The organism is Izhakiella australiensis, assembly GCF_002006995.1.
Classification (GTDB): Bacteria; Pseudomonadota; Gammaproteobacteria; order Enterobacterales; family Enterobacteriaceae; genus Izhakiella; species Izhakiella australiensis.
The window spans coordinates 285,320-311,049 of the sequence record NZ_MRUL01000003.1; the positions used below are offsets into that span (position 1 = coordinate 285,320).

Genomic DNA, 25,730 nt, shown 5'->3' on the forward strand with positions numbered 1-25,730 from the left:
CTAGCGCGAGCCGTACTTTTCCAGCAACGCATCGGCAATAGCCAGCGTCTGCACATCCGCCAGCCCGCGGTGGTCCTGCGGCCGGAAATGCATCTGGAACGCCGCAATGACTTTTTGTTGCTGCCCGGCGGTCATATCAGCGCTGACTTCATAACCGTAGCTGGCCAGCCGTGAGAGCAATACGCCAGCGGCAACCGGCGCCGTCGCGGACTGCCCGTGTAAATAAAAGCGCACCCGCGCCGGGTCCGGCCATGCGCCCAGCCCCTGGCGCGCCAGCTGCTGCCAGGGAAACAGCGGGCCGGGATCCTGCTTACGCTGCGGCGCCACGTCGCTGTGGCCGATGATATCCTGCGGGCGTAAATGATAGCGCCTGACCAGGTCTTTTAGCAGCGGCGTTAACGCGGCAATCTGCTGCGCGCTAAACGGTGACCAGACGCGCTGACCATTAACCCACCGATAGCCGGTATTGACCAGCTCAATGCCAACCGAGGTATCATTTAAGCGGGTCGCGCCGCGCCAGTAACTGCTGCCGGCATGCCAGGCCAGCTGCTGTTCGGGCACCAGCTGCCAGATAAGCGGCTTGCCTGCCTTTAACGGCGGGTGGCGCGCTATCAGGTAATGGGCGCTGACGTCATCACCGGTCAGCGCGCTCATCGACTCGGGAAAGTCCCCCGCCGTATAATGAATAACCACCAGCTTTACGCGCGGTTCTGCGCCTTTCGCCGGATGGCGCAGATCGGCGACATAGCCATCGCGCTGCTGTAATCCCTGCGTAGCACAGCCCGCCAGCAGCAGGATGAGCAGCAGCCATACAATGCGCATCAGATACCTGCTTTTACCGCAGTGCCGCTAACGCTGACCATCAGCATGCTGCCGTCCTTGCCGATAGTTTCATAGTCGATATCAATCCCCACTACCGCGTTAGCGCCCAGCGCTTCCGCCTGCTCCTGCAAGGTAGCAAACGCCTGTTCGCGCGCTTTACGCAATACTTTTTCATAAGCAGAGGAGCGCCCGCCGACGATATCGCGAATACCGGCAAAAAAGTCACGAAAGATATTGGCGCCGAGGATGACTTCACCCGTCACCACGCCGCAGTATTCGCTAATTGCCTGTCCTTCCAGGGTGGGTGTTGTTGAGAATTTCATCCGTATTCCTCAGTTTGTCACGTCATTCAAAGGTAGCCCATGTGGCTAAACATAGCGGCTATACTTTATGCTAAAAAATGACCTCCAGAAACAATAAGGAAATCAAGATGAAAAACCAAGCGCTTGCTGTTCTCGTTCCCCTGACTTTACTCCTGAGCGCCTGTACCACGGTTAAACCAGTTTATAAAGACAGCGGAACCCGCATTGGCCCGTGCGCCAGCGGAGGCCCTGACAGCGTGGCGCAAGATTTTTACGATCTACGCATGAAAAATCCCAGCCACGGCATCCCGGATAGCGCGACCCTCAGCAAATACCGTCCTTATTTGAGCGACAATCTGTACCAGTCGCTGCTGAAAGCCAGCCAGGATCCGCAGCTGCGCAATAAGCTACAGGGCGATATATTCTCCAGCGTCGCCGCAGGCCCGGATTCTGCCGACGTCATGGATGCCTCCTCCATTCCAAATACCGATGCGCGCAACATTCCACTGCGGGTTAGCATGAGCCGCGACGGTAACCGGCAGCTTGAATGGAAAGACGAAGTGCTCATGGTACGTGAAGGCACCTGCTGGGCACTGGATGACGTTCGTTACCTGGCGAAAACGCCTCACATTGCCAACGCCAGCCTTTCTAACGCCTTAGAAAAATAATGCTGTCCGCGCCCGGCCAGGGCGCGTCACTTTCTGGCGGCGATTTTTAGCGCCTTTTACATATTGGCGCTATCTTGTGCTACGCTTTAAGCTTCAGCTAATCAGAAATAAATTTCAACGCATCCTGATTGCATAACTATGCTGTCAGCGTTAAGATCCACGCTATCTATCGCTATTCATTTTTTTCGCATGAGTATTCAACTTAACGCCATTAATTGCTTCTATGGCTCCCATCAGGCTTTGTTCGATATCGACCTCAGCTGCCCCCAGGGTGAAACCCTGGTCATGCTTGGCCCAAGCGGCGCCGGCAAAAGTTCGCTATTGCGGGTGCTTAATCTGCTGGAAGTGCCGCGTACCGGTACCTTAAGCATTGCAGGCTCTGAGTTTGACTTTGCAGGCAAAACCAACGATGGCGCCATTCGCACACTGCGCCAGCATGTCGGGATGGTGTTTCAACAGTACAACCTCTGGCCGCATCTGACGGTGATGCATAATCTGATCGAAGCGCCCTGTCGGGTTCTCGGGCTCAGTAAAGATCAGGCGCATCAGCGCGCGGCGAAGCTGCTGTCTCGCCTGCGCCTTGAAGCCTTTGCCGATCGTTACCCACTGCATCTTTCCGGCGGACAGCAGCAGCGCGTTGCCATTGCCCGCGCGCTGATGATGGAGCCACAGGTTCTGCTGTTTGACGAGCCGACCGCCGCCCTTGATCCGGAGATAACCGCCCAGGTGGTGGCGATTATTCAGGAACTCTCGCAAACCAAAATTACCCAGGTGATCGTCACTCATGAAGTGGAGGTCGCGAAAAAAACCGCCACCCGAGTGGTTTATATGGAAAACGGTCGCATCGTAGAACAGGGCGATGCCAGCCGCTTTACGCAGCCGCAAACAGATGCGTTTGCCAGCTATCTTTCGCATTAATGCAGGACAGATACTAATGAAAAAAATTATAGTTGCCGCCGTACTGGCCGGTTTAAGCCTCAGCGCCAGCGCTGCCCAGACCATTCGCTTTGCTACCGAAGCATCCTATCCTCCCTTTGAATTCGTTGACTCTGAAAACAAAATTCGTGGTTTCGATGTCGACCTGGCGATGGCAATGTGTAAGGAAATAGATGCGACCTGTACCTTCACTAACCAGGCGTTTGACAGCCTGATCCCCAGCCTTAAATTTCGCCGCTTCGACGCGGTAATGGCCGGTATGGACATCACTCCCGATCGTGAGAAACAGGTCCTGTTCACCAAGCCTTATTACGATAACTCAGCGCTGTTTATCGCGCAGAAGGGCAAAGTTGCCAGCGTAGCCGCGCTGAAAGGGCTGCGCGTTGGCGTGCAGAATGGTACCACCCACCAGAAATATCTCACTGATAAGCATCCGGAAATCAAAACCGTTCCCTATGACAGCTATCAGAATGCGATTCTCGATCTGAAAAACGGCCGTATCAACGCGGTATTTGGCGACACGGCGGTGGTTAACGAGTGGCTGAAGCAGAACCCGACGCTGGCGCCGCTGGGTGAGAAAGTCACCGACAAAGATTACTTTGGCACCGGCCTGGGCATTGCGGTACGCCAGGGGAATACCGACCTGCAAAGTAAGTTTGATACCGCGCTGGAAAAAATTAAAGCGAACGGTACCTACAAGACCATCTACAACAAATGGTTTCAGCAATAACTGAATGAATGATTTCATACCTCTTGCCAGCGCCGCCGGGACAACCGTCGGCCTGGCTGTTTGCGCCCTGCTGATTGGGCTGGTGCTGGCAATGCTGTTCGCCGGCTGTGAATCGTCCCCCGTTAAGCCTCTTGCCTGGCTGGCGACCGGCCTCGTTACGCTTATTCGTGGACTGCCGGAAATACTGGTGGTTTTATCAATTTACTTCGGCGCCTCACAGTTACTGATCTCGCTGTCTGACGGCTTCAGCCTTAATCTCGGCCTGTTTACTCTGCCGATAAAGGTCAATATTGAAAACTTTAACGTCAGCCCCTTTCTCTGCGGCGTGATTGCCCTGTCATTACTTTACTCAGCCTATGCATCACAAACGCTGCGCGGCGCGCTTAAAGCCGTCCCCCACGGCCAGTGGGAATCAGGCATGGCGTTAGGTATGAGCAAAAGCGCCATTTTCTTCCGGCTGATTATGCCGCAAATGTGGCGCCATGCGCTGCCGGGACTGGGCAACCAGTGGCTGGTGTTGCTGAAAGATACCGCGCTGGTATCGCTGATCAGCGTCAACGATATTATGCTGCAAACTAAAAGCATTATTACTTACACCCAGCAGCCTTTTAACGGCTACCTGGTGGCGGCGGCGATCTACCTGATTATCACCCTACTCAGCCAGCAGGTTTTGAAATATATCGATGCCCGGGCAACGCGTTTTGAACGGGGGAGCCACGGATGTTGAGCTATTTTCCTGAGCTGCTGAAGGGCTTACATACCAGCCTGATGCTGACCGCCGTCTCATTGGTTCTGGCGCTGCTACTGGCGCTGCTGTTTACCGTTATCCTGACGCTGAAAGCGCCGGGACTGAGCCATGCGGTACGGGCTTATATTACGCTGTTCACCGGCACCCCCCTGCTGGTGCAGATTTTCCTTATTTATTACGGTCCGGGCCAGTTCCCCTCTATCCAGCATATTCCCTGGCTGTGGAACCTGTTATCACAGCCCTGGCTGTGCGCGATGCTGGCCCTGTCGCTAAACAGCGCCGCCTATACTACGCAGCTTTTTTATGGCGCCATCCGCGCGATCCCCTCAGGGCAATGGCATTCCTGCGCCGCGCTCGGCATGAGCCGTAAAGAGACCTTACATATTCTGCTGCCTTATGCCTTCAAACGGGCGCTGTCATCTTATTCCAACGAAGTGGTGCTGGTGTTCAAAAGCACCTCGCTGGCCTACACCATCACCCTGATGGACGTTATGGGCTACGGGCAGATGATGTTTGGCCGCACCTATGATGTGACGGTATTTGCCGCCGCCGGCGTGATTTACCTGTGCGTCAACGGCCTGCTGACGCTGTTAATGCGGCTGATCGAGCGGCGCGCGCTGGCATTTGAACAGCGAAACTAAGCCACACCGGCGCGGCAACGTTAACGGTTGCTACGCCGGTTTACGCAGCATGACAGCGTAGCCTCAATTCTGCTTGTTAAGGAATTAGCTTTAATCACATATTTAAACTTGCCCATCTTGCGCAAGTTCCGCCGCAATGGCATGTTGATATTATTCTAATAACAGTTGCATGACATTTTGGTTATTCTGATGAAAACCTGCCTCTTCGCTTTGCTGCTCATGCTGGTGACGCTGCCGTCTTCGGCCAATCAACGGATCCGCTTTGCCTCTTCGGCAACCTACCCGCCTTTTGAATATCTCAATGCGGATAACCAAATCATCGGGTTTGATATCGATCTGGCAAAGGCGCTATGCCAGCAGATGAAGGCGCACTGCACTTTTGTCAACAATCCCTTCAATACCCTGCTTGAAGGGCTGAAATATCATCGTTACGATGCCGTGATCTCCGGACTGGATATTACCGAAGAGCGCAGCAAAACCGTTTCATTTACCTCGCCCTACTATGAAAACGCCGCGGTGGTGCTGGCCTCGCAGGGACGTTTCAGCTCATTGCAGCAAATGAAAGGTAAACGCCTTGGGGTAGAAACGGGAACGACCCATCAGACCTATTTCCAGCAGCATTATCCCGATATCATCGCCGTCCCCTATGATAGCTATATTAACGCGATGCTGGATCTGCAAAATCAGCGTCTGGACGGGGTGGTTGGCGATGTCGCCGCGGCCAGCCAGTGGCGTAAAGCGCACCCGGACCTGGCGGTGGTAGGCCAGCAGCTAACCGACGATAAGTATTTTTCCGGCATGGCCATTGCGGTAAGGCAGGATAACAACGCGCTGCGCGAACGTTTCAACACCGCGCTGGCGGCGCTGGAAGAAAACGGCACCCTTGAAGCGCTGCGTAAACAGTGGTTCCCGGATTAGTTATCGTTACTGTGCGTTAGCAGCACCAGCACTTCAAAATGGCTGCTGTGCGGGAACATATCAAATAACTGCGCACGGCTGATTTTATAGCGCGCCAGGCGCGCCAAATCTTGTGCCAGGCTTTCAGCCTGACAGCTTGAATAGAGGATCCAGCGCGGCGCATTATCTTCCAGCCACCGGCACAGCTCTGCACCTATTCCCCGACGCGGCGGATTGACCAGCACCAGATCCGGCGCCTGTAATTTTTCACCGGCAAAAGCCGCCGAGTCCAGCGCGGCAAAGCTCACCTTATCCAGTCCGAGCTCCTGCGCTGAACGGCGCGCGCAGATAATCGCCTCGCGGCTTATTTCAATGCCAGTCAGCGACATATCGGGGGTTGCGCAGTGCAGGCCGAAACCGCCCACGCCGCAGAACAGATCCCACATTGCATTGACCGGCAGATCGGCTATCCAGTCACGCGCGCTGGCATACAGATCGGCGGCAACCGCCGGGTTGGTTTGAAAAAAGCTGCCGGGCCTGATCCATAAAGGCACCTCATTGAGCCGTTCAGCCAGCGCCTGCTCATCGCTGAGAAAGATCTCCTCTTCCCCTTCAAGGATCGCCATATGCACCGGCTGGATATTCACGCTGATCACTTTTAGCTGTGGCAGCTGCTGGCGCAGCCAGGGAAGCGCCGCGGTAAGCTGGGCCAGCTTGAGTTTCGAACGCAGCACGAAACGCAGCATCATGTCACCGCTATGGCGACTTTCCGTCAGCAAAATATATTTCAGCTCGCCGCGCCGACGAGCAACGTTATACGGCGTCAAGCCGGCACGGGCGATAAAGGGCTTCAGCCCGGCAAAAACCGGGGCGAAGCTGGCGGGATAAAGCGGGCAGTCGCAGAGATCGACCGCGCTACCGTCACGATGCATGATCCCCAGTAGCGGCTTTTCAACGCTGCCGCTGACGACCATCTTCGCCTTATTGCGAAACCCTTGCTGATGGGACGCCTGCGGCTGACGCCATTCGGCAACGTCGAATGGCGCAAGAAGGGTTTCAAGATAAGATTGTTTACGGGCAAGCTGCGCCGGATAAGGCGTCTCCAGCCACTGGCAGGAGCGGCAGCGTCCGGCGTCATACAGCGCGCAATACATGGGAAAACCTGTTGTCGTTCAGCAAGCGGAGGGGGATTGTATCACCACCGAATTAAGCTTGCCGGAAAAATTGTCGGCTGGTGACGGGCAAAAACAGCAGCAAAATGATCAGCAGATCGGGAAACTTCTGTGCGATAAGGCGGTGCAGAATCTGACTATTATTTTCGCCACTAATGCTGAATATTTCCGGATATACCCAGCCCATCGAGGCGACAAACAAATAGCTCAGCGCGATAATCTGGCTTACAACATATCCCCAACGCGCCCAGTTTTTGCCTTTAATAATGCCGAAGGCACAGCGCAATTCAAAAAAGAACAGCAGCTGGCTGGCAATAAATATCAAGGTTGAATCCCAGGCCTGAGCGCTGCGATGGACAAAATTAATTAACTCATCCAGACCGAGTTCCGTTCCTAACAGCAGCACATCCAACAGGCGAATAGCAATGATAGCGATACCGGCAATTAACACCGCAACGGGGGCAGAACCTGCCTGCCTGACCGTCATTTGCGGTCCCCGAAAGATATCTGACATTGCCCTCTCCTCCGCCTGCTACCGTGTGATGATGAGCAGAAGTTTTTAACGCGTTAATTAACGGCATTTACTGCGGTTTATTATTAGCGCAATCCGTCAAAAGTTTCCATAATTGGCGCGGTGATAAAGAGTTTATTTTTCTAAAATTAGATTTATCCGTGTGAAAATTAACCGGCGGATATCAGCAGGGCGACATCACCGCCCTGCTGATTGGCTTAATGCCCTGCCCGCGCGCGCTGAATATCACGCTGACGCTGTTTTTCCTCGTGGGCCATAAAGCGCCAGGCAATAAAACCCACCACCCCGACCACCAGTAAAATCAGCGATGCCAGCGCGTTGATTTCCGGATTAATGCCGCGCCGCACCGTCGCGAAAATCGCCATCGGCAGCGTTGTTGAACCGGGGCCGGTAACAAAACTGGCTATCACCAAATCATCAAGTGACAGGGTAAACGCCAGTAGCCAGCCGGTGACAATAGCCGGCAGGATCATTGGAACGGTGATCACGAAGAACACTTTGAGCGGCGTGGCGCCAAGGTCCATCGCCGCCTCTTCGATTGAGCGATCCAGCTCGCGCAAGCGTGAATTAATCACTACCGCCACGTAAGCGGTACAGAAAGTGACGTGCGCCAGCCAGATAGTCACCATACCGCGATCGCCCGGCCAGCCAAAAGCATTGCCCATTGCAACAAATAGCAGCAGCAATGACAGCCCGGTGATGACATCAGGCATGACCAGTGGTGCAGTGAGCATAAAAGCAAAGCCGGTCGACCCTCTGAAACGTCCAAAGCGTACGATGACCACCGCCGCGATGGTGCCCAGCACCACTGCGCTGGTTGCCGATAACGCTGCGATGGTCAGGCTGAGCGTCACCGCACTTATCATGGCATCATCGTGGAACAACACGTTATACCAGTGCAGCGAGAAGCGCTCCCACGCCGCCAGCTGAGAAGCGTTAAATGAGTAAACCACCAGCAGCAGCATCGGCGCATAGAGGAAAAAGAAACACACGGCCAGAATCGCCAGCCGGCCTTTGGAACGCACGTAGGGAAGCTGATTCATGCGCCTTTCTCCCTCTCTTTATTCTGCTGCTTGTGAAACCAGATGATTGGCAATATCAGAATAAGCAGAATGATAACCGCCAGCGCCGACGCGACCGGCCAGTCACGGTTATTGAAAAACTCCTGCCATAAAACGCGACCAATCATAATGCTGTCCGGCCCGCCCAACAGCTCCGGAATCACGTATTCCCCTACCGCCGGAATAAACACCAGCATCGAGCCGGCAATAATTCCGCCTTTAGTCAGCGGCACTATCACGCTAAAAAACGTTTTCAGCGGGCGGGCGCCGAGATCAAGAGACGCCTCCACCAGCGAATAATCAAGGCGGGTAAGCGCGGTATAAATTGGCAGCACCATAAACGGCAAATAGCAATAAACGATGCCGATATAAACCGCCAGGTCGGTATACAGAATTGTCAGCGGATGGTCGATAACCCCCAGCCAGATTAAAAAGTTATTCAGAACCCCGTTGTTATTTAAAATCCCCATCCAGGCATAAACCCGCACCAGAAATGAAGTCCATGAGGGCAACAATATTAATAACAGCAGAATATTGCGCGACGTGGGCCTGCCGTGGGCGATTGCCCAGGCCAGCGGATAGCCAATCAGCAGGCATGCCAGGGTCGACACTGCCGCGACCTGCAAAGAGTGAAGATACGCGTCGACATACAGCGGGTCCTCGGTCAAGGTGCTGTAATTGGCGAAGTTAAGGATCATCGTCAGCTGACCGTCAGCCCAGGTCAGCAGTTCGGTGTAAGGGGGGATCGCACGGGCGATATCGGCAAAGCTGATTTTCAGTACGATCAAAAATGGCAACAGAAACAGCAGCGCCAGCCAGCAATAAGGCAGCGCGATCACCAGTTTGCGTCCGTGGCGCATATGCAGCCGGGTCAGCCAGTGCCTGAACCCGACAGGCCGGGACGGGGGCTGCGCGGTGCGTTCAGTGACTTGAGTCATCTTCACCCCTTAATTAAACCGTCAGTACGACGCAGCTGTCGCTTTCCCAGCAAAGACGCACTTCATCACCCCAGGTGGGCGCGCCTTGACGAAAGCGAAAGGTATTTTGCAGCTGCGCGCTGATCATCTGACCGCTCTTTAAGCGCACATGATAAATCGACAGGTCGCCGAGGTAAGCGATATGTACCACTTCACCAACCGCAAAGTTATAGCCCTCGGCCGGCGCCTCTTCGCACAGCATCACTTTTTCTGGCCGCAGCGCTACGTATACCGGTACGCCGTCGACTACCGAGGCATCAGACGCGACTTTCAGGGGATGCACCAGACCGGGGCTGTCGATAACCAGCCCGCTTTGCTGGCGCTCGCGCAGCAGGCCTTCAAAGACGGTGACGGAGCCAATAAATTCAGCGCTAAACCGGGTGGAAGGATGTTCATAAATCTCCTCCGGCTCGCCAATCTGCACGAACTTGCCGCGATTCATAATGGCGATGCGGCCGGCCATGGTCATCGCCTCTTCCTGATCGTGGGTTACCATCACGCAGGTAACGCCAACGCGCTCAAGAATATCCACCACTTCCAGTTGCATGCGATCGCGCAGCTTTTTATCCAGCGCGCCCATCGGCTCATCCAGCAACAGCAAACGAGGACGCTTCGCCAGGCTACGCGCCAGCGCCACGCGCTGACGCTGGCCGCCGGAAAGCTGGTGGGGTTTACGTTTTGCATATTCCGTCATATGAACCAGCGCCAGCATTTCGCTGACGCGGCTGGCAATCTCCGCTTTTGGCAGCCGATCCTGTTTCAGGCCAAAAGCAATATTCTGCTCAACGGTAAGATGTGGAAACAGCGCATAAGACTGGAACATCATATTGACCGGACGCTGATAGGGCGGCACCAGCGACAGATCCTGGCCATCAAGAATAATCTGGCCATGGGTCGGCGTTTCGAAACCCGCCAGCATACGCAGCAGGGTTGATTTTCCACAGCCGGAGGCGCCCAGCAGGGCAAAAATCTCACCTTTATAAATGGTCAGGCTGACATCATCAACGGCATGCTGACCGTCAAAAGATTTGGTCAGATTACGAATTTCCAGCAGCGGCGTCATCGCCTTGCCAGCTTTGCTTTGAGGGCGGGGAATCGCGTCGTTCACTTACCTTATTCTCCGGCGCTAAATCGGCGTCTGCGGCGGTCTGCCGCCTAAAAGACAAAACAGAGGCCGCACGATAAGCCTCTGTTTGCGGCGCTGCCGGTTTTTAACCGCTAAAAACCGGCAGCAACCTAATTATACAAAACGCTGAAAATCTCGCGTGATTAATTATTTACCACTCTTGACCCGGGTCCATTCGCGGGTACGCACGCGGTCAAGTTTCGGCTCCTGCACTTTCAGCAGGAACAGCTTCGCCATGGTATCCGGGGTCGGATAGATACCGGGATTGTTACGAATGCTCTCATCAACAAACGGCAGCGCCGCTTTGTTGCCGTTGGCATAGAACATCTTATTAGAAATTTCAGCGATTACTTTTGGCTCCATCAGATAGTTAAGGAACTGATAGGCGGCATCAAGATTCTTCGCGTCTTTTGGAATCGCCAGCATGTCGAAGAACGCCAGCGCTCCCTGTTTGGGAATGCTGTAGGCGATATGCACGCCATTTTTGGCTTCGTTGGCGCGATTTTTTGCCTGCAGCACATCGCCTGCCCAGCCAATTGCCACGCAGGTATTGCCGTTTGCCAGATCATTGATGTACTGAGAGGAATGGAAATAGCGAATACTCGGGCGCAGCTTCAATAACAGATCGGCGGCGGCTTTATAATCATCGGCCTTGCTGCTATTAGGATCTTTACCCATGTAATTAAGCACGGTAGCAAAGATCTCTTCCGGCGCATCGAGGAATGAAACGCCGCAGCTTTTCAGTTTTTCCAGATTCTCCGGTTTCAGCACCAGGTCCCAGCTGTCGACGGGCGCATCTTTACCCAGTACCTGTTTCACTTTATCGACGTTGTAGCCAATGCCGGTGGTTGCCCACATATAGGGAATAGCATATTTGTTGCCGGGATCGTGCTGCTCGAGCTTTTTCAGCAGATCGGGATCGAGATTTTTATAATTCGGCAGTTTGCTTTTATCCAGCGGCTGAAATACCCCGGACTGAAGCTGACGTGCAAGGAAGCTTGAGGATGGCACCACTACGTCATAGCCGGTTTTGCCGGCCATCAGTTTACCTTCCAGCACCTCATTGGAATCAAAAACATCGTAGACGACTTTTATGCCGCTCTGTTTTTCGAAATTGGGTACGGTATCGGCAGCGATATAATCTGACCAGTTATAAACATGCAACGTCTTATCTTCAGCCGTTACGCCGGTAGATGCGGCCATCACCACGCCAGCGACAACACCTGACAACCATTTTTTACCTTGGTTGAACATGCTTCCATCCTCCAGAAAGGGATCAATTACAGCTCAGTTATTACCTATAGATGGTAATAACGAACGCTGGACTGCTAGCGCCGGAATAGCCCACTACAGTGAATGAATATTCACTGCAGCGTTAATAGAAAAAAACTATGTCCAGCGTGACGTTGCATGCAAATTGCAGCCACGCAAGAATAGCCCCACTCACCGACCCAAACCAGACCTTAGCTTAAAAAACGCCTTTTATCGATTTTGTATGCACGATTGCCTATGGCATCCGCCAGACATGCCAGAAACAACGATGGATATCTGGCAATAAAGGGGGAAATGCAGAATAAAAAATGGTAGAGAGAGGAAAAGAATTGGTTACTAACCAGGCGTTTGATCGCCGCTGCACCCAAAGAAGCTGTTTTTGGGTGCGGGCTCAGCGGCGGGAATTAATGCAATGCCTGAGAGCGGCTTACCATGCCGGATTCATCGTCTTCTGCCGCCATCAGCAGATGGTTAGCAAAAGCTTCCAGCACCACCATTGAAATCTGCTCTTCGCTTTGCTTCATAAAGTGGGCGAACTGGCCGAAGGTGACGCCGGCACCCACGCTCAGGGACTGACAAACAATCAGGCGCGGCAGATTATCATCCTGAATATCAATAAAGGCTTTGATAGTCAGCGAGCTGGCATTTATTTGCGATAAATCCCCTACCAGCGGAATAAGCGCGGTCGGCTTAACTTCCGCGAGCGCCGAAAACAGAATGACATCATCAATGAGATCTATTTTAGCGTCAAATATGCCATCAAAGTTTTGCATATGCGGCAAATGCAACGCCTGGCAGGCGTCACATTCAAACCAGATAATGTTTTGCTGATCCAGCCAGCGACGCACCATGTCGAAGTCCGGGACCGTCAGAGAATCCATAATAGGCTGTCTCGCGCCGCAGAATAAAGTGCGCATGATTCTACGGAAAATAGCCGGCAAAAACTACGATAAATCGAGCAGGATCCGCTCAGCCTCCGGTTTTCAGACTGAAACCAGGCTGCGCCTGTTCTTCCAGCCAGCTGACTATCATCCCGGCAATATTCAGCCCGGTGGTGCTTTCAACCCCTTCAAGCCCGGGGGACGCATTCACCTCCATCACCAGCGGCCCGCGATTCGCCCGCAGAATATCCACCCCGGCGACGTCAAGGCCCAGGGCATGCGTCGCCTTGACCGCGATCTCTCGCTCCTCAGGCGTGATCGCGACGGCTCTGGCACGTCCGCCACGGTGCAGATTTGAGCGAAAATCGCCCTCTTTCGCTTCCCGTTCAATCGCCGCGACGACTTCGTCACCAATGACAAAACAGCGGATATCCCGGCCGTGCGCCTCTTTAATAAACTCCTGAACCAGAATATGTGCCTTCAGACCGCGAAAGGCATCAATAACGCTTTCCGCCGCCTGACGCGTTTCCGCCAGTACCACACCGATGCCCTGCGTCCCCTCCACCAGCTTGACCACCAGCGGCGCGCCGCCAACCATTTTAATCAGATCCTGGGTATCGTCCGGCGAATGCGCAAAGCCGGTTACGGGCAAATCAATGCCCTGCTTTGCCAGCATCTGCAGGGAACGTAGCTTGTCGCGCGCGCGGGTAATTGCCAGCGATTCGTTGAGCGGATAGCTGCCGCACATTTCAAACTGACGCAGCACTGCGGTGCCATAAAAGGTAATGGCCGCGCCAATACGCGGGATCACCACATCGAAATGCGGCAGCAGACGGCCATGATAATGAACGCCTGGCGAGGCCGGATTGATATTCATGTAGCAACTCAGCGGATCAATAACCTCGGCCTGATGGCCGCGTTCGCTGGCGGCCTCCATCAGGCGTCGGCAGGAATAGAGCGATCCGTCACAGGAAAGAATGGCTATTTTCACCCTGGCCTCCGCCGGTGTGGTTAACGAGTGGCCCACCCTTGCTGATGGAGATAGTCCAGCATAAAAGCGCGATTCTCTTTAACCACCGTACGCTGGATATGTTCACTCCAGCTGTCAATACGCTGGTTGCTGTCGCGGCTGGCGTAATAATCGCGCTGCTGTTGATCATAGTCGGCCAGCACCGTTGGATCGATGGGCTGATAACGATTCTCATGCATCATCATTTGCGCAGGCATGCGCGGCTTAAGATCGGGCTGGTGTTCAGGCCAGCCGAGACAGAGGCCAAACAGCGGTATGACAAACTTAGGACAGGCAAGCAGCTCGGTTACCTGCGCGATATTATTGCGAATACCGCCGATAAAGCAGCCGCCAAGCCCCAGCGACTCGGCGGCCAGCATAGCATTCTGCCCCATCAGCGCCGTATCAATACAGGCCAGCAGCAGCTGCTCCGCCAGGCCCAGCTGCGCCTGCGGACAAATTTGCTGATGGCGATTAAAATCGCCGCAGAATAGCCAGAACTCCGCAGCGCTGGCCACATAGCGCTGGCCGCCAGTGAGCGTCACCAGCTGTTCACGCAGCGCCGGATCGGTAATGCGAATGACGGAAGAGCACTGGAGAAAGCTGGAGCTGGAAGCAGACTGCGCGGCAGCCAGAATAGCCTCCCGCTGCTCAGCCGTGATCGGCTGGTCTTTAAATGAACGCACCGAGCGGTGAGCGCGCTGCAGCGCGATGGTTGGTGTCATGTAAAGCTCCTTACTGTTTTGCCAGTCAATTTTTGCGTCCCGGCAGCCAGCTGCGCAGCGTGCGCCAGACAATCGTCGCCGCAGCGGGTAACATCAGCGCTACGCTGGCAAATACCAGTCCCCGGGCCAGGGACGACGCGTTAAAATTTGGGGGGAGAGGGAAAAAACGTTGTAGCACCAGAAAGGCGGCGATCAGCAGCAGAATGCCAACCACCTCAAGCCACAATACAGGCCGCGGCAGGCGACTAAAAGGGCGCATTGCGTAACTCCTGACGCCGGTTCAATAACATGTAGTGCAGCTTAGCTTTGTGTCGACGCCATAGCCAGCGTTTATCAATCCGACAGGTAAATCCTGCTTTTAATCCCCAGGCGAAGCGGGCATCATAACGCTGACAAATTTGCCTGATGTGATTTAAGTCACACATTTAACCTCATAAGGAGCAAGCGATGTTTGCAGTGATTTTCGGCCGTCCCGGCTGTCCTTACTGTGTCCGCGCGAAAGAGCTGGCAGAGAAGCTGACGCAAGAACGCGATGATTTTAATTTCCGCTACGTTGATATTCATGCCGAAGGCATCACCAAAGCCGATCTGGAAAAAACCGTCGGCAAACCGGTTGAAACCGTACCGCAGATTTTCCTCGATCAAAACCACGTCGGCGGCTATACCGAATTTGCAGCCTATGCGAAAGAGAATCTGGGGTTGTACCAGTAACCTCATTCAGCCTGCCAGCTGGCGGGCTGATTTACTGCCCCCCGTGCCGCATCTCCAGCAGCGTTCTGCACAGCATAACGCCCAGCGCCCCCAGTCCACACCAGAAGATTGAGCTAATAGAAAAAGCGCACTCCTGCCAGAAACTGTGAAAAAGCATCACCCCCGTTGCCATCAAAATCAGACAAAACGGCGTCGCCAGCAGAGAGCCGATAATCGCCACGGTCAGAGGCGCCCGCTTGCTGGTCAGCGCAGATACCGCGCCGGGTAACAAAAATAGCAGCATTCCCAGCTGGCCTTGATGTAGCGGCAAGTGTGACATCAGGATCTGATAGCGCACGATGACAAATACCACGCCATAAAAAATAGTGCAGGCGACAACGCCCGGCCAGGACACACTTCTAAACATTAATTTGCTCCAACCAGCTTCATCTTCAGCCCGGAAATTAGACATAATTAATTTTAATAAAATAAAATGCTTAATTTACAACTCAAACTCAGGGGTTTCACTGGCTGATATAATAAGAACTGACTAAAATGACCGGTAAATCCACGGCATCCTGAGCGGCTTGTCTCTGGTGGAAATCCTGGCGCATCGTTCTCTAACGATGCAGGCTAAATGTAGCCTGGAAAACTAATGATCACAACAGGTTACTGGTAAACAAGAAGTTAAATCGTGAATATAAACATCTCAGAATTGTTAAGCGGAAATTACATTTTACTGTTATTTGTCGTTCTGTCTCTCGGACTTTGTTTGGGAAAACTTCGCCTGGGCTCGATTCAACTCGGTAATGCGATCGGCGTGCTGGTCGTTTCCCTGCTGCTGGGGCAAAACCATTTCTCCATAGATACCGACGCGCTTAATCTTGGCTTTATGCTGTTTATTTTCTGCGTCGGCGTAGAGGCTGGCCCAAACTTTTTCTCCATTTTTTTTCGCGACGGGAAAAATTATTTGCTGCTGGCGATAGTGATGGTGGTCAGCGCCACGGCCATCGCCCTCGGACTGGGCTACCTGTTTAACTGGAATATCGGCCTGACGGCCGGCATGCTGGCGGGGTCGATGACCTCGACGCCGGTGCTGGTCGGTGCTGGCGATACGCTACGTCAGACCATCAGCGACGCCCATCTGCTCAGCCGCGCGCAGGACGATCTCAGCCTTGGCTACGCCCTCACCTATCTTATCGGCCTGGTCAGCCTGATTGTTGCTGCCCGCTATCTGCCACGCCTTCAGCATCAGGATTTATTCACCAGCGCTCAGCAAATTGCCCGTGAACGCGGGCTGGACAGCGACAGCCAGCGTAAAGTCTGGTTGCCGGTAATCCGCGCCTACCGGGTCGGGCCGGAGCTGGTCGCCTGGGCCGACGGCAAGAATCTGCGCGAACTGGGCATTTATCGCCAGACCGGATGCTACATTGAGCGTATTCGTCGTAATGGCATTCTCGCCAGCCCGGACGGCGATGCCGTTTTACAGCAGGGCGATGAAATATCGCTGGTGGGATATCCGGAAGCCCATGCCCGCCTCGATCCCAGCTTTCGCAATGGCAAAGAAGTGTTTGAACGCGACCTGTTAGATATGCGTATCGTTACCGAAGAGATTGTGGTGAAAAACCACAGCGCGGTGAATAAACGCCTGAGCAAGCTGCGCCTTACCGATCATGGCTGCTTTCTTAATCGCGTTATCCGCAGTCAGATAGCCATGCCGATTGATGACAGCATCATTTTGAATAAAGGCGACGTGCTACAGGTCAGCGGTGAAGCGCGGCGGGTCAAATCGCTCGCCGACCGCATTGGCTTTATTTCTATTCACAGCCAGATGACCGACCTGCTGGCATTCTGTGCCTTTTTCGTCCTCGGCCTGATGATTGGGATGGTGACCTTCCAGTTCAGCAGCTTCAATTTTGGTCTGGGCAATGCCGCCGGGCTGCTGTTTTCCGGCATCATGCTCGGCTTTTTGCGCGCCAATCATCCAACCTTCGGCTATATACCGCAGGGGGCGCTAAACATGGTAAAGGAATTTGGCCTGATGGTGTTTATGGCCGGCGTCGGCCTTAGCGCTGGCAGCGGCCTGTCAAACGGCCTCGGTGATACCGGTCTGATGATGCTGCTGGCAGGCATCGCGGTCAGCCTGGTGCCGGTCATGCTGTGCTTTGTGTTCGGTGCCTACGTGCTAAAAATGAATCGGGCGCTGCTTTTCGGCGCCATTATGGGCGCCCGCACCTGTGCGCCGGCGATGGATATCATCAACGACGCCTCGGGCAGCAACATACCGGCTTTGGGGTATGCCGGAACCTACGCCATTGCTAACGTTTTGCTCACGCTGGCGGGTACGTTAATTGTTGTCATCTGGCCGTTGCTGGGAAGATAAAAATTTTTTGCACGCCCGCAGAACTTTTAGTCAGGGCCGCAGTCTGAATTAGTGCCACTGCTTTTCTTTGAAATCCCCAAATTGAGGAGCCCGTTAATTTTATTAACGGGTTTTTTCTTTTGCGCCTAGTGTGCCGGGCACCAGACGATGCAGCAAGTCCGGGTTAACGTTTCCTTAAGCCTCGTCACGCTATCAGCGTCTGCGGGTTTACATCTCATGAGAAATAATTCAGAGCACGGCCAACCTTAACCAATCCCAAACCATTGCGTGTATTAAGAATGATTCCCTTTACCCCGCCGCAACAGCTTCCTATCTTAACTGACTAAATTTTGCTGCCCTCAGCGCGCAATCTCTGACTGAGGCAGTTGTGAATTATTTTATGCACGATGTATCTGACGGATATAAAGAAGGCAGTAATATATGGAATCATTAAACAGTGCGCTGTTTTTGTGGATCAACGCGACGCCGCATTCCCCCCATTGGCTGGTCGCGCTGGCCATCTTTTTTGCCCGTGACCTGATAGCCATTGTACCGGGGCTGATCATCGCCCTCTGGCTATGGGGACCGCGCGATGAACTCGGCGTGCAACGCGTGCTGGTGTTAAAAACCGGTATTGCTCTGATTTACGCCATGGCAATCGCCTGGTGTTTAGGCTTGCTTTTCCCGCACCCGCGTCCTTTTGCCATCGGCCTCGGCTATCAGTTATTGCCGCATATTGCTAACGGCTCTTATCCGAGCGATCACGGCACCGCTATTTTTACCTGTGCGCTGGCTTTTTTCTGCTGGCATCGTCGCTGGTCCGGCACCCTGCTGCTGGCAATCGGCGTCGCTATTGCCTGGTCGCGTATTTATCTTGGGATCCACTGGCCGCTGGATATGCTGGGAGGATTTTTAGTCGGTTGCCTTGGCTGCCTGTTCTCACAAATGGCCTGGAAGCTGTACGGCGATCCGCTGCTGCTGCACTGCGCTTCGCTGTACCGGCTGATATTTGCTATTCCTATTCGTAAGGGATGGGTAAGAAACTAACCCATTGCAGCGGGAAGCCTGGCGCTACCCGCTGCGATTATCAACTGAACCATTTACCAAACAAGGTGCTGACTTTCAGCATAATAAAATCCCAGATCCGGCTAAAGAAACCACCCTCTTTGACGCCCTCCAATACCACCAAAGGACGCTGCTCGATAGTTTTATCGTTCAACTGAAAATTAATGGTTCCAACCACCTGGTTTTTCTCTAGCGGCGCCTGTAGCTGAGACTGATTGAACACAAGGTTGGCTTTCAGATTCTTCAACTGCCCCCTTGGTATAGTAATCGCCGCGTCTTCGGCGACGCCCAGATTGACGTTATGGCGATCGCCATACCACACGCGCTGGCTGCTGAAGGCCTGGCCCGCTTTGATTGGCGTGACCGTTTCAAAAAAGCGAAAGCCCCAGGTCAGCAACTTTTCACTTTCGCGAAAGCGGATTGCATCGGTTTTCGCCCCCAGCACCACGGAGATCAAACGCTGGTTACCATCGGTCGCCGATGCCACAAGGTTATAGCCCGCGCCGCCGGTGTAGCCGGTTTTAATGCCGTCTACATGCAAATTACTGCTCCACAGCAGGCGATTGCGGTTCATCTGACGAATATTATTGAAGGCGAACACCTTTTCTTTATTCAGAGCATATTCGGCGGGAACGTCACGAATGAGCGCCTGGCCAATCAAGGCCATATCACGCGCCGTACTGTATTGCCCTTCAGAATCGAGGCCGTGAACGGTGGTAAAATGGGTATTCTTCAGGCCAAGCTGCTGCGCGTAGCGATTCATCAGATTAACAAAGGCATCCTGACTGCCGGCAACGTAATCCGCCAGCGCAATGCTGGCGTCGTTGCCGGATTGAATGACAATACCTTTATTCAGATCGGAAACAGAAACCTGGTCGCCGGGCTTAAGGAACATCAATGACGATCCCTGCAGCTTGGGATTACCAGTCGCCCAGGCGTCCTTCCCCACGGTAACCATATTATCGGGCGTGATGCGGCCCGACTTAATCGCCTGACCGATAACATAGCTGGCCATCATTTTGGTCAGGCTGGCAGGGTCAAGTCGCTCATCGGCATTCGACTCAGCCAGGATTTTACCGCTATGATAATCCATCAGTACCCAGGCTCTGGCCTCAATCTGGGGCGGTGCCGGCGCATCTTCTGCACAGGAAGAGAATGAAACAAATAATAATAGCGAGGCGGAGGTTACCAGCGCGCTGATTCTGGTGGGCAAAGATATTTTCTTCATGGCGCAACCCTGTATCCATATGAAAAATAATATATTATCGAATTCCGGCGATAAGAGCTCCTTACCCTAGCGCGTCTGACAACGTAATTGAATGGTCAGATCGTAAAGTTAATTAGAGTTTATTCGATATTTTTGGCCCACCTCGTCCGGATGTTTAGTTTTGCACTGACAGATTCCGATCCCACCAGGAAAAATTCCGAATTTAGTCATAACGGTTAAGCTGGTCACAAAAGTTAGTTAATCTGAAGCCAATTTGTCAGAGGAGTCACAACTATGGATTTAGCGCTGTTCGATCTCGACGAAACGCTCATTTGTGAAGATAGCTCAGGATTGTGGCTGCGCTGGCTGGTTTCACAGGGCTTCGCACCGGCCGATATGCTGGAAAGAGAACGTACCCTGATGACCCACTATTATGCCGGTAATCTGGCGATGGAAGATTATATGGCGCTAACGCTGTCGCCTCTGGCTGGCACCAGCGTTGCCACCGTCGACGGGTGGATCCGGCGCTTTATTCAGCGCGATATCCTGCCACGTATTTATCCCTCGGCCCGGGAGCGTCTGGCCTGGCACCTTGAACGGGGTGATAAAGTGCTGGTCATCTCCGCCAGCGGTGAACACCTGGTGGCGCCAATCGCACAGCGCCTTGGCGCTCATGGCGCGCTGGCAATCGGAGTGGAAATTAGCGACCAGCGTTATACCGGCAACATATACGGCACCATGACCTATAAAGAAGGGAAAGTCACCCGCTTGCAGCAATGGCTAAGTCAGCAGCAAGACAGCGCGTTCCAGCACCTCTGGGCGTACAGCGACTCAATTAACGACCTGCCGCTGCTGGAGCACGCCGATTATCCCTGCGTTATCAATCCCAACCCTCAGCTGTATAAGCTGGCGCAGGATCGCGCCTGGCAGGTTTGCCTTTGGGGACGCTACACCTCCGCCGCCAGCGCTGCTGGCTGAATATTAGCGCAAACCCACTTTAAGCAGCTTGCCTTGCGCTTCGTCGGTCAGGACATAGAGATAGCCATCCGGACCGACGCGCACGTCTCGGATACGTTCGCCGCGATCGCGCAGCAGGCGCTGCTGTTCTGTCACCTTGTTGCCATCAACGCTCAGGCGGATCAGGCTGCGATCCTTTAGCGCACCGATGAATAAGGAGTGGCGCCAGGCCGGAAAGCGATGGCTGTCATAAAACGCCATGCCGCTCAGCGCCGGCGATACTTTCCAGTAGAAAAGCGGCTGCCTGGTGCCGCTCACCCGGCCCCCTTTGGAACCCGGTACCGGCTGACCGCTGTAATCAATGCCCCAGGTTGCCAGCGGCCAGCCGTAGTTTTTCCCTTTTTCTGGCAGATTAATTTCATCGCCGCCGCGCGGGCCGTGTTCACTTTCCCACATCACCTTCGACCATGGATTCCATGCTAGCCCTTGCGGATTGCGCATACCGTCGCTCCAGATCTCGGCACGGGCATCGGAACGGCCGCGAAAAGGATTATCCGCCGGGATAGCGCTATCGGCTTTTAAACGCAGGATCTTGCCCTGCAATGCCCGTAAATCCTGCGCTTTTTCCGCCGCAAAGTTATCGCCAAAGCTAATCCACAAGTAGCCGCTGGGATCGAATGCCAGCCGGGTACCCAGATTCGCCCCGGATGACAGTTTCGGCGTCTGGCGCAGCAGCACCCTGAAGTCGCTCAGATGACGGTAATCTTCGCTGAGCGTCGCGCGCCCGACGACCGCTCCCACCGCGCCCTGGTCATCAGATTCGGTGTAGCTCAGGTAAAGCTGGCGACTGGAGACAAAGTCCGGCGCCAGCGCCACATCCAGCAAGCCGCCCTGCTTTTTGGCCCAGACGGCTGGGGTGCCGCTAATCGGCGCTGACAGTTTGCCATGATGCCAGCGACGCAGCTGGCCGCTGCGTTCGCTGATGAGGATGCCCTGCTCCCCCGGCAAAAAAGCCAGTGACCAGGGATGATTAAGATTACTTTGCAGAACCTGCACGCTCACCGAATCAGCGCCAAAAACAGACGGAGTAACCAGTGAAATTAACATCAGTATGATCACGGCGAGAAAGCGCATGCAGATCGACCCCTCAGCAGAAATGTGAATAAAGTTTAAGCGTGTTGTATACTCCGCGTTTTCTGAGCAATGTACAGTATAAAGAAATGTCTAAGATTGGCTTTTTATCATTAGGCTGCCCGAAGAATCTGGTTGATTCTGAGCGCATCCTCACCGAGCTGCGCACCGAAGGTTATCAGGTGGTACCCCGCTACGACGACGCTGAACTGGTCATCGTTAACACCTGCGGCTTTATCGATAGCGCGGTTCAGGAATCTCTCGAAGCGATTGGCGAAGCGCTCAACGAAAACGGTAAAGTGATCGTTACCGGCTGCCTCGGCGCCAAAGAGAACCAGATCCGCGAAGTGCATCCGAAGGTGCTGGAGATCACCGGCCCCCATAGCTATGAGCAGGTGCTTTCGCACGTCCATCATTATGTTCCCAAACCTAAGCATAATCCGTTTATCAGCCTGGTTCCTGAGCAGGGCGTCAAGCTGACGCCAAAGCATTATGCCTACCTGAAAATTTCTGAAGGCTGCAATCATCGCTGCACCTTCTGCATCATTCCTTCAATGCGTGGCGATCTCGACAGCCGGCCGATTGGCAACGTACTTGACGAGGCCAAGCGCCTGGTGGAATCCGGCGTAAAAGAGCTGCTGGTTATTTCCCAGGATACCTCTGCTTACGGCGTGGACGTTAAGCATCGCACCGGTTTCTGGAATGGCGCGCCGGTGAAAACCAGCATGGTCAGCCTGTGCGAACAGCTGGCAAAACTCGGCGTCTGGGTACGCCTGCACTACGTTTATCCTTACCCCCATGTGGATGATGTCATTCCGCTGATGGCCGAAGGTAAAATTCTGCCCTATCTCGACATCCCGCTGCAGCATGCCAGCCCGCGCATACTGAAGCTGATGAAGCGTCCGGGAGCCGTAGAGCGCACGCTGGAGCGCATTAAGCGCTGGCGCGAAATCTGTCCGGAGCTGACGCTGCGCTCAACCTTTATCGTCGGCTTTCCGGGAGAAACGGAAGACGATTTCCAGATGCTGCTTGATTTCCTGAAGCAGGCACGCCTGGACCGCGTCGGTTGCTTCCAGTACAGCCCGGTGGAGGGCGCCGGCGCCAACCAGCTCCCTGACCAGGTAGCTGACGAAATAAAGCAGCAGCGTTACGATCGCTTTATGCAGCTACAGCAGCAAATATCTGCCGAGCGCCTGCAAGAGAAAGTGGGCCGCGAGATTATGGTCATCATTGATGAAGTCGACGAAGAAGGCGCCATTGGCCGCAGCATGGCGGATGCGCCGGAAATTGACGGCGCCGTTTACCTTAACGGCGAGCGCGCAGTAAAAGCCGGTGATGTCGTGCGGGTACGCGTTGAACATGCCGACGAGTATGATCTCTGGGGCAGCCGGATTTAACCGCTAAGCTATCCGCTTGCTAACAGCGCATCAGCCATATTTTTGCTGATGCGCTTTTTTACGCGCCAGATAATCTTCATCTGCGCGCAATTTGTCCCAGCACTGCTTGAATATCGCCGCCGCCTGCGCTTTTTCCTGATTAATCTCACGCGCCAGTTCCCGATGCTGCGCATCATATTTACGGCCGCCTTTATGGTTGGCATAGCGCCGCGCGCGGGTGTAGCCCATTTGAATAAACTTACGCGCCATATCCATACCGACAAAATCGTCGGCCTGACGATAGTCTTCAAATAGCCGCATGATTTTATCGGCCGACTCCCGGGCCAGCGATGGGGTGCGAAAACGCCAGTGCGGTAAAATTTCACTTTTGTAGGGCTCGACCATCAGCACGCCCTGCTCGCCGCGACCGACCTGATAGCGATCGGGATGCTGGCGAAAGTCGAGATGTTTAAAATCCTGCTGATAATTAAAAGGCTTCATCGTCATAGCGTAATCATAGCGCCGGATGGGCACTTTTGCGTGCCCGTCCGGCGCCGCCGGTTATCGCCGGGCAGCCTCAGCTTTTCAGCTTCGGATCCAGCGCATCGCGCAGCCCGTCGCCGAGCAGGTTAAACGCCAGTACCGTAAGAAAAATCGCCAGGCTGGGAAAAATGGCGACGTGGGGCGCCAGCACCATATCCGCTCGCGCCTCGTTAAGCATGGTTCCCCATTCCGGCGTCGGCGGCTGCGCGCCAAGGCCAAGAAAGGAGAGGCTGGCGGCGGAAATTATCGAGGTGCCGATACGCATAGTGAAATAGACCACAATCGACGAGACGGTTCCCGGTAAAATATGCCGCCAGATAATGGTCATATCAGAGGCGCCAATGCTGCGCGCCGACTCAATATAGGTCAGATGCTTAAGCACCAGCGTATTACCGCGCACCAGGCGGGCAAACGCCGGAATGCTGAAAATCGCCACGGCGACAATCACATTAGACATACCGCTACCCATGATCGCCACGACCGCGATGGCCAGCAGGATCCCCGGAAAGGCGAACAGCACGTCGCAGATTCGCATAATGATGCGGTCCCACCAGCCCTCGAAATAGCCGGCCAGCAGCCCAAGAAAAGTGCCGATCGCCGCGCCGATTGCCACGGAAAAAAATCCGGCGATCAGCGAGATGCGCGTGCCAACCAGCACCCGGCTGAAAATATCGCGCCCGAGGGCATCAACGCCAAACCAGTGCAGCATTGAAGGGCCTTCGTTTAACCGGTCATAGTCAAAATAATTCTCGGCATCAAAAGGCGCCAGCAAAGGCGCAAACACCGCCAGAATAATCAACATCAGCACAAAGAGTCCGGCGGCAATGGCTACCGGCTGGCGCCGAAAGCGCCGCCAGAATTCACGCCAGGGGGTGCGGACGCGCGTTTGTTGTATCACAGGCATCGCGGACAGCGCCGCTTTACGTCGCCAGTTTTTCATTACGCATCCTTATTTATAGCGAATAGCCGGATTAATCGCTGCGTAAAGCATATCGACAATCAGGTTAATCAGAATAAATTCCAGTGAAAACAGCAGGATCTCAGCCTGAATCACCGGGTAATCGCGCATTTCTACCGAATCCACCAGTAGTCGCCCTAACCCCGGCCAGTTGAATACCACCTCAACCACAATCGACCCGCCCAGCAGAAAGCCAAACTGTAGCCCCATCATGGTCACCACCGGGATCATGGCGTTACGCAGTCCATGCTTAATCATCACCAGGCTTTCACGCACGCCTTTGGCGCGCGCGGTACGCATATAATCTTCCTGCATCACCTCAACAAACGAAGCGCGGGTAAAACGGGCCATCACCGCCGCCACCGCTGCCCCGAGGGTAACCGAAGGCAAGATATAGTGTTTCCAGCCGTCTGCGCCGACGGTTGGCAACCAACCCAGCTGCACGGAGAATACCTGCATCAGCAGCATGCCCAGCGCAAAGGCCGGAAAAGAGAGCCCTGAAACCGCCAGCGTCATGCCTAACCGATCCGGCCAGCGATTACGCCATACGGCGGATACGATGCCAATCGCCATGCCAAAGATCACCGACCAGACCATGCTGGAAAGCGTCAACCACAGCGTGGGCAGAAAACGCAGGCCGATTTCAGCGGAGACCGGTCGTTTCGATACCATCGAATGGCCGAAATCACCGCGCAGCGCAGCGGAGATAAAGCGCCAGAACTGGGTCGTCAGCGGCTGGTCCAATCCTAGCTGCTGGCGCACCATCGCCACCACGGTCGCATCCGCTTCCGGTCCGGCAATCAGGCGCGCCGGATCGCCCGGCAGCAAATGCACAAACAGGAACACCAGTACCGCTACAATCAGCAGCGTCGGGATCAGCCCTGCCAGGCGTTTAATGAAATAGTTAAACATGCCTCTTCCTGTGAAGCGCCGCCGCGCCGT

General features: G+C 54.3%; 29 protein-coding genes. 11 read left to right on the plus strand and 18 right to left on the minus strand.

The window, feature by feature from the left end:
* Together BTJ39_RS07380 and BTJ39_RS07385 are read right to left on the minus strand one after the other, a co-directional pair.
* Entirely contained in the window at positions 1–825 is an 825-nt protein-coding gene (locus BTJ39_RS07380) for an N-acetylmuramoyl-L-alanine amidase (protein WP_176110254.1), read from the minus strand.
* Entirely contained in the window at positions 822–1,145 is a 324-nt protein-coding gene (locus tag BTJ39_RS07385; protein WP_078002017.1) for a heavy metal-binding domain-containing protein, read from the minus strand. The genes BTJ39_RS07380 and BTJ39_RS07385 overlap by 4 nt, the downstream gene beginning before the upstream one ends.
* A gap of 107 nt (positions 1,146–1,252) precedes the next feature.
* Here BTJ39_RS07385 and BTJ39_RS07390 point away from each other — a divergent pair, with 107 nt between their 5' ends.
* From BTJ39_RS07390 to BTJ39_RS07415, 6 genes are all read left to right on the plus strand, one after another.
* Entirely contained in the window at positions 1,253–1,792 is a 540-nt protein-coding gene (locus BTJ39_RS07390) for a lipoprotein (protein WP_078002018.1), read from the plus strand.
* 189 nt (positions 1,793–1,981) lie between these two features.
* On the plus strand, positions 1,982–2,710 hold the full coding sequence (artP, locus tag BTJ39_RS07395; RefSeq protein ID WP_096777699.1) for an arginine ABC transporter ATP-binding protein ArtP: 729 nt from the start codon (positions 1,982–1,984) through the stop codon (positions 2,708–2,710).
* Between the two features lie 16 nt (positions 2,711–2,726).
* Entirely contained in the window at positions 2,727–3,458 is a 732-nt protein-coding gene (artJ, locus tag BTJ39_RS07400; RefSeq protein ID WP_078002019.1) for an arginine ABC transporter substrate-binding protein, read from the plus strand.
* 4 nt (positions 3,459–3,462) lie between these two features.
* Positions 3,463–4,185, plus strand: a complete 723-nt coding sequence (gene artQ, locus BTJ39_RS07405; RefSeq protein WP_078002020.1) for an arginine ABC transporter permease ArtQ — start codon at positions 3,463–3,465, stop codon at positions 4,183–4,185.
* Positions 4,179–4,847, plus strand: a complete 669-nt coding sequence (gene artM / locus BTJ39_RS07410; RefSeq protein ID WP_078002021.1) for an arginine ABC transporter permease ArtM — start codon at positions 4,179–4,181, stop codon at positions 4,845–4,847. Before artQ ends, artM begins: the two co-directional genes overlap by 7 nt.
* 189 nt (positions 4,848–5,036) lie before the next feature.
* Positions 5,037–5,765 (plus strand): transporter substrate-binding domain-containing protein, encoded by a 729-nt coding sequence (locus BTJ39_RS07415; protein ID WP_078002121.1) that lies wholly within the window; start codon positions 5,037–5,039, stop codon positions 5,763–5,765.
* Here the strand turns inward: BTJ39_RS07415 and rlmC are convergent.
* The 10 genes from rlmC to BTJ39_RS07465 form a co-directional block, all read right to left on the minus strand.
* Entirely contained in the window at positions 5,762–6,898 is a 1,137-nt protein-coding gene (gene rlmC / locus BTJ39_RS07420) for a 23S rRNA (uracil(747)-C(5))-methyltransferase RlmC (RefSeq protein WP_078002022.1), read from the minus strand. The genes BTJ39_RS07415 and rlmC overlap by 4 nt on opposite strands.
* A gap of 52 nt (positions 6,899–6,950) precedes the next feature.
* Positions 6,951–7,430, minus strand: a complete 480-nt coding sequence (locus tag BTJ39_RS07425) for a YbjO family protein (RefSeq protein ID WP_078002023.1) — start codon at positions 7,428–7,430, stop codon at positions 6,951–6,953.
* Positions 7,431–7,645: 215 nt separating this feature from the next.
* Positions 7,646–8,491: a putrescine ABC transporter permease PotI gene (gene potI / locus BTJ39_RS07430; protein WP_078002024.1), complete on the minus strand. Its 846-nt coding sequence runs from the start codon at positions 8,489–8,491 to the stop codon at positions 7,646–7,648.
* Positions 8,488–9,447: a putrescine ABC transporter permease PotH gene (potH, locus tag BTJ39_RS07435; RefSeq protein WP_078002025.1), complete on the minus strand. Its 960-nt coding sequence runs from the start codon at positions 9,445–9,447 to the stop codon at positions 8,488–8,490. The genes potI and potH overlap by 4 nt, the downstream gene beginning before the upstream one ends.
* Positions 9,448–9,460: 13 nt before the next feature.
* Complete coding sequence (gene potG / locus BTJ39_RS07440) at positions 9,461–10,594, minus strand: putrescine ABC transporter ATP-binding subunit PotG (RefSeq protein ID WP_078002026.1); 1,134 nt, start codon at positions 10,592–10,594, stop codon at positions 9,461–9,463.
* Positions 10,595–10,759: 165 nt separating this feature from the next.
* Positions 10,760–11,866: a spermidine/putrescine ABC transporter substrate-binding protein PotF gene (gene potF, locus BTJ39_RS07445; RefSeq protein ID WP_078002027.1), complete on the minus strand. Its 1,107-nt coding sequence runs from the start codon at positions 11,864–11,866 to the stop codon at positions 10,760–10,762.
* Positions 11,867–12,288: 422 nt separating this feature from the next.
* Positions 12,289–12,765 carry a YbjN domain-containing protein gene (locus BTJ39_RS07450; RefSeq protein WP_078002028.1) on the minus strand — a complete coding sequence of 159 codons (477 nt, stop codon included), beginning with the start codon at positions 12,763–12,765 and terminating at the stop codon, positions 12,289–12,291.
* An 88-nt stretch (positions 12,766–12,853) separates the two neighbouring features.
* Positions 12,854–13,756, minus strand: coding sequence for a 30S ribosomal protein S6--L-glutamate ligase (gene rimK / locus BTJ39_RS07455; RefSeq protein WP_078002029.1), 903 nt, complete (start codon positions 13,754–13,756; stop codon positions 12,854–12,856).
* A 20-nt stretch (positions 13,757–13,776) separates the two neighbouring features.
* Positions 13,777–14,499 (minus strand): oxygen-insensitive NADPH nitroreductase, encoded by a 723-nt coding sequence (gene nfsA, locus BTJ39_RS07460; RefSeq protein WP_078002030.1) that lies wholly within the window; start codon positions 14,497–14,499, stop codon positions 13,777–13,779.
* Between the two features lie 25 nt (positions 14,500–14,524).
* Entirely contained in the window at positions 14,525–14,758 is a 234-nt protein-coding gene (locus BTJ39_RS07465) for a DUF1418 family protein (protein ID WP_078002031.1), read from the minus strand.
* Between the two features lie 188 nt (positions 14,759–14,946).
* Between BTJ39_RS07465 and BTJ39_RS07470 the strand changes: the two genes are divergently transcribed.
* Positions 14,947–15,210, plus strand: coding sequence for a GrxA family glutaredoxin (locus BTJ39_RS07470; protein ID WP_078002032.1), 264 nt, complete (start codon positions 14,947–14,949; stop codon positions 15,208–15,210).
* 31 nt (positions 15,211–15,241) lie between these two features.
* Here the strand turns inward: BTJ39_RS07470 and ybjM are convergent, their stop codons facing one another.
* Positions 15,242–15,616, minus strand: coding sequence for an inner membrane protein YbjM (ybjM, locus tag BTJ39_RS07475; protein WP_241825883.1), 375 nt, complete (start codon positions 15,614–15,616; stop codon positions 15,242–15,244).
* Between the two features lie 267 nt (positions 15,617–15,883).
* Here ybjM and BTJ39_RS07480 point away from each other — a divergent pair, with 267 nt between their 5' ends.
* Positions 15,884–17,572 carry an aspartate:alanine antiporter gene (locus BTJ39_RS07480; RefSeq protein ID WP_078002034.1) on the plus strand — a complete coding sequence of 563 codons (1,689 nt, stop codon included), beginning with the start codon at positions 15,884–15,886 and terminating at the stop codon, positions 17,570–17,572.
* A 420-nt stretch (positions 17,573–17,992) separates the two neighbouring features.
* Entirely contained in the window at positions 17,993–18,598 is a 606-nt protein-coding gene (gene ybjG / locus BTJ39_RS07485) for an undecaprenyl-diphosphate phosphatase (RefSeq protein WP_078002035.1), read from the plus strand.
* Between the two features lie 40 nt (positions 18,599–18,638).
* Here ybjG and BTJ39_RS07490 read toward each other — a convergent pair whose 3' ends face one another.
* Positions 18,639–19,844 carry a serine hydrolase gene (locus BTJ39_RS07490; protein WP_078002036.1) on the minus strand — a complete coding sequence of 402 codons (1,206 nt, stop codon included), beginning with the start codon at positions 19,842–19,844 and terminating at the stop codon, positions 18,639–18,641.
* A gap of 273 nt (positions 19,845–20,117) precedes the next feature.
* Here BTJ39_RS07490 and BTJ39_RS07495 point away from each other — a divergent pair, with 273 nt between their 5' ends.
* Positions 20,118–20,801, plus strand: coding sequence for an HAD family hydrolase (locus BTJ39_RS07495; protein WP_078002037.1), 684 nt, complete (start codon positions 20,118–20,120; stop codon positions 20,799–20,801).
* Between the two features lie 3 nt (positions 20,802–20,804).
* Here BTJ39_RS07495 and BTJ39_RS07500 read toward each other — a convergent pair whose 3' ends face one another.
* On the minus strand, positions 20,805–21,887 hold the full coding sequence (locus BTJ39_RS07500) for a PQQ-dependent sugar dehydrogenase (RefSeq protein ID WP_241825885.1): 1,083 nt from the start codon (positions 21,885–21,887) through the stop codon (positions 20,805–20,807).
* Positions 21,888–22,000: 113 nt separating this feature from the next.
* On the opposite strand from BTJ39_RS07500, the gene rimO reads away from it, so the two are divergent.
* Positions 22,001–23,308, plus strand: coding sequence for a 30S ribosomal protein S12 methylthiotransferase RimO (gene rimO, locus BTJ39_RS07505; RefSeq protein WP_096777700.1), 1,308 nt, complete (start codon positions 22,001–22,003; stop codon positions 23,306–23,308).
* Between the two features lie 30 nt (positions 23,309–23,338).
* Here the strand turns inward: rimO and BTJ39_RS07510 are convergent, their stop codons facing one another.
* From BTJ39_RS07510 to gsiC, 3 genes are all read right to left on the minus strand, one after another.
* Complete coding sequence (locus BTJ39_RS07510; RefSeq protein WP_078002123.1) at positions 23,339–23,788, minus strand: DUF4385 domain-containing protein; 450 nt, start codon at positions 23,786–23,788, stop codon at positions 23,339–23,341.
* Positions 23,789–23,864: 76 nt separating this feature from the next.
* Positions 23,865–24,770 carry a glutathione ABC transporter permease GsiD gene (gsiD, locus tag BTJ39_RS07515; RefSeq protein WP_078002039.1) on the minus strand — a complete coding sequence of 302 codons (906 nt, stop codon included), beginning with the start codon at positions 24,768–24,770 and terminating at the stop codon, positions 23,865–23,867.
* A gap of 9 nt (positions 24,771–24,779) precedes the next feature.
* A complete protein-coding gene (gsiC, locus tag BTJ39_RS07520; protein ID WP_078002040.1) occupies positions 24,780–25,700 on the minus strand; it encodes a glutathione ABC transporter permease GsiC in 921 nt (306 codons plus the stop codon).
* Positions 25,701–25,730: the final 30 nt, after the last annotated feature.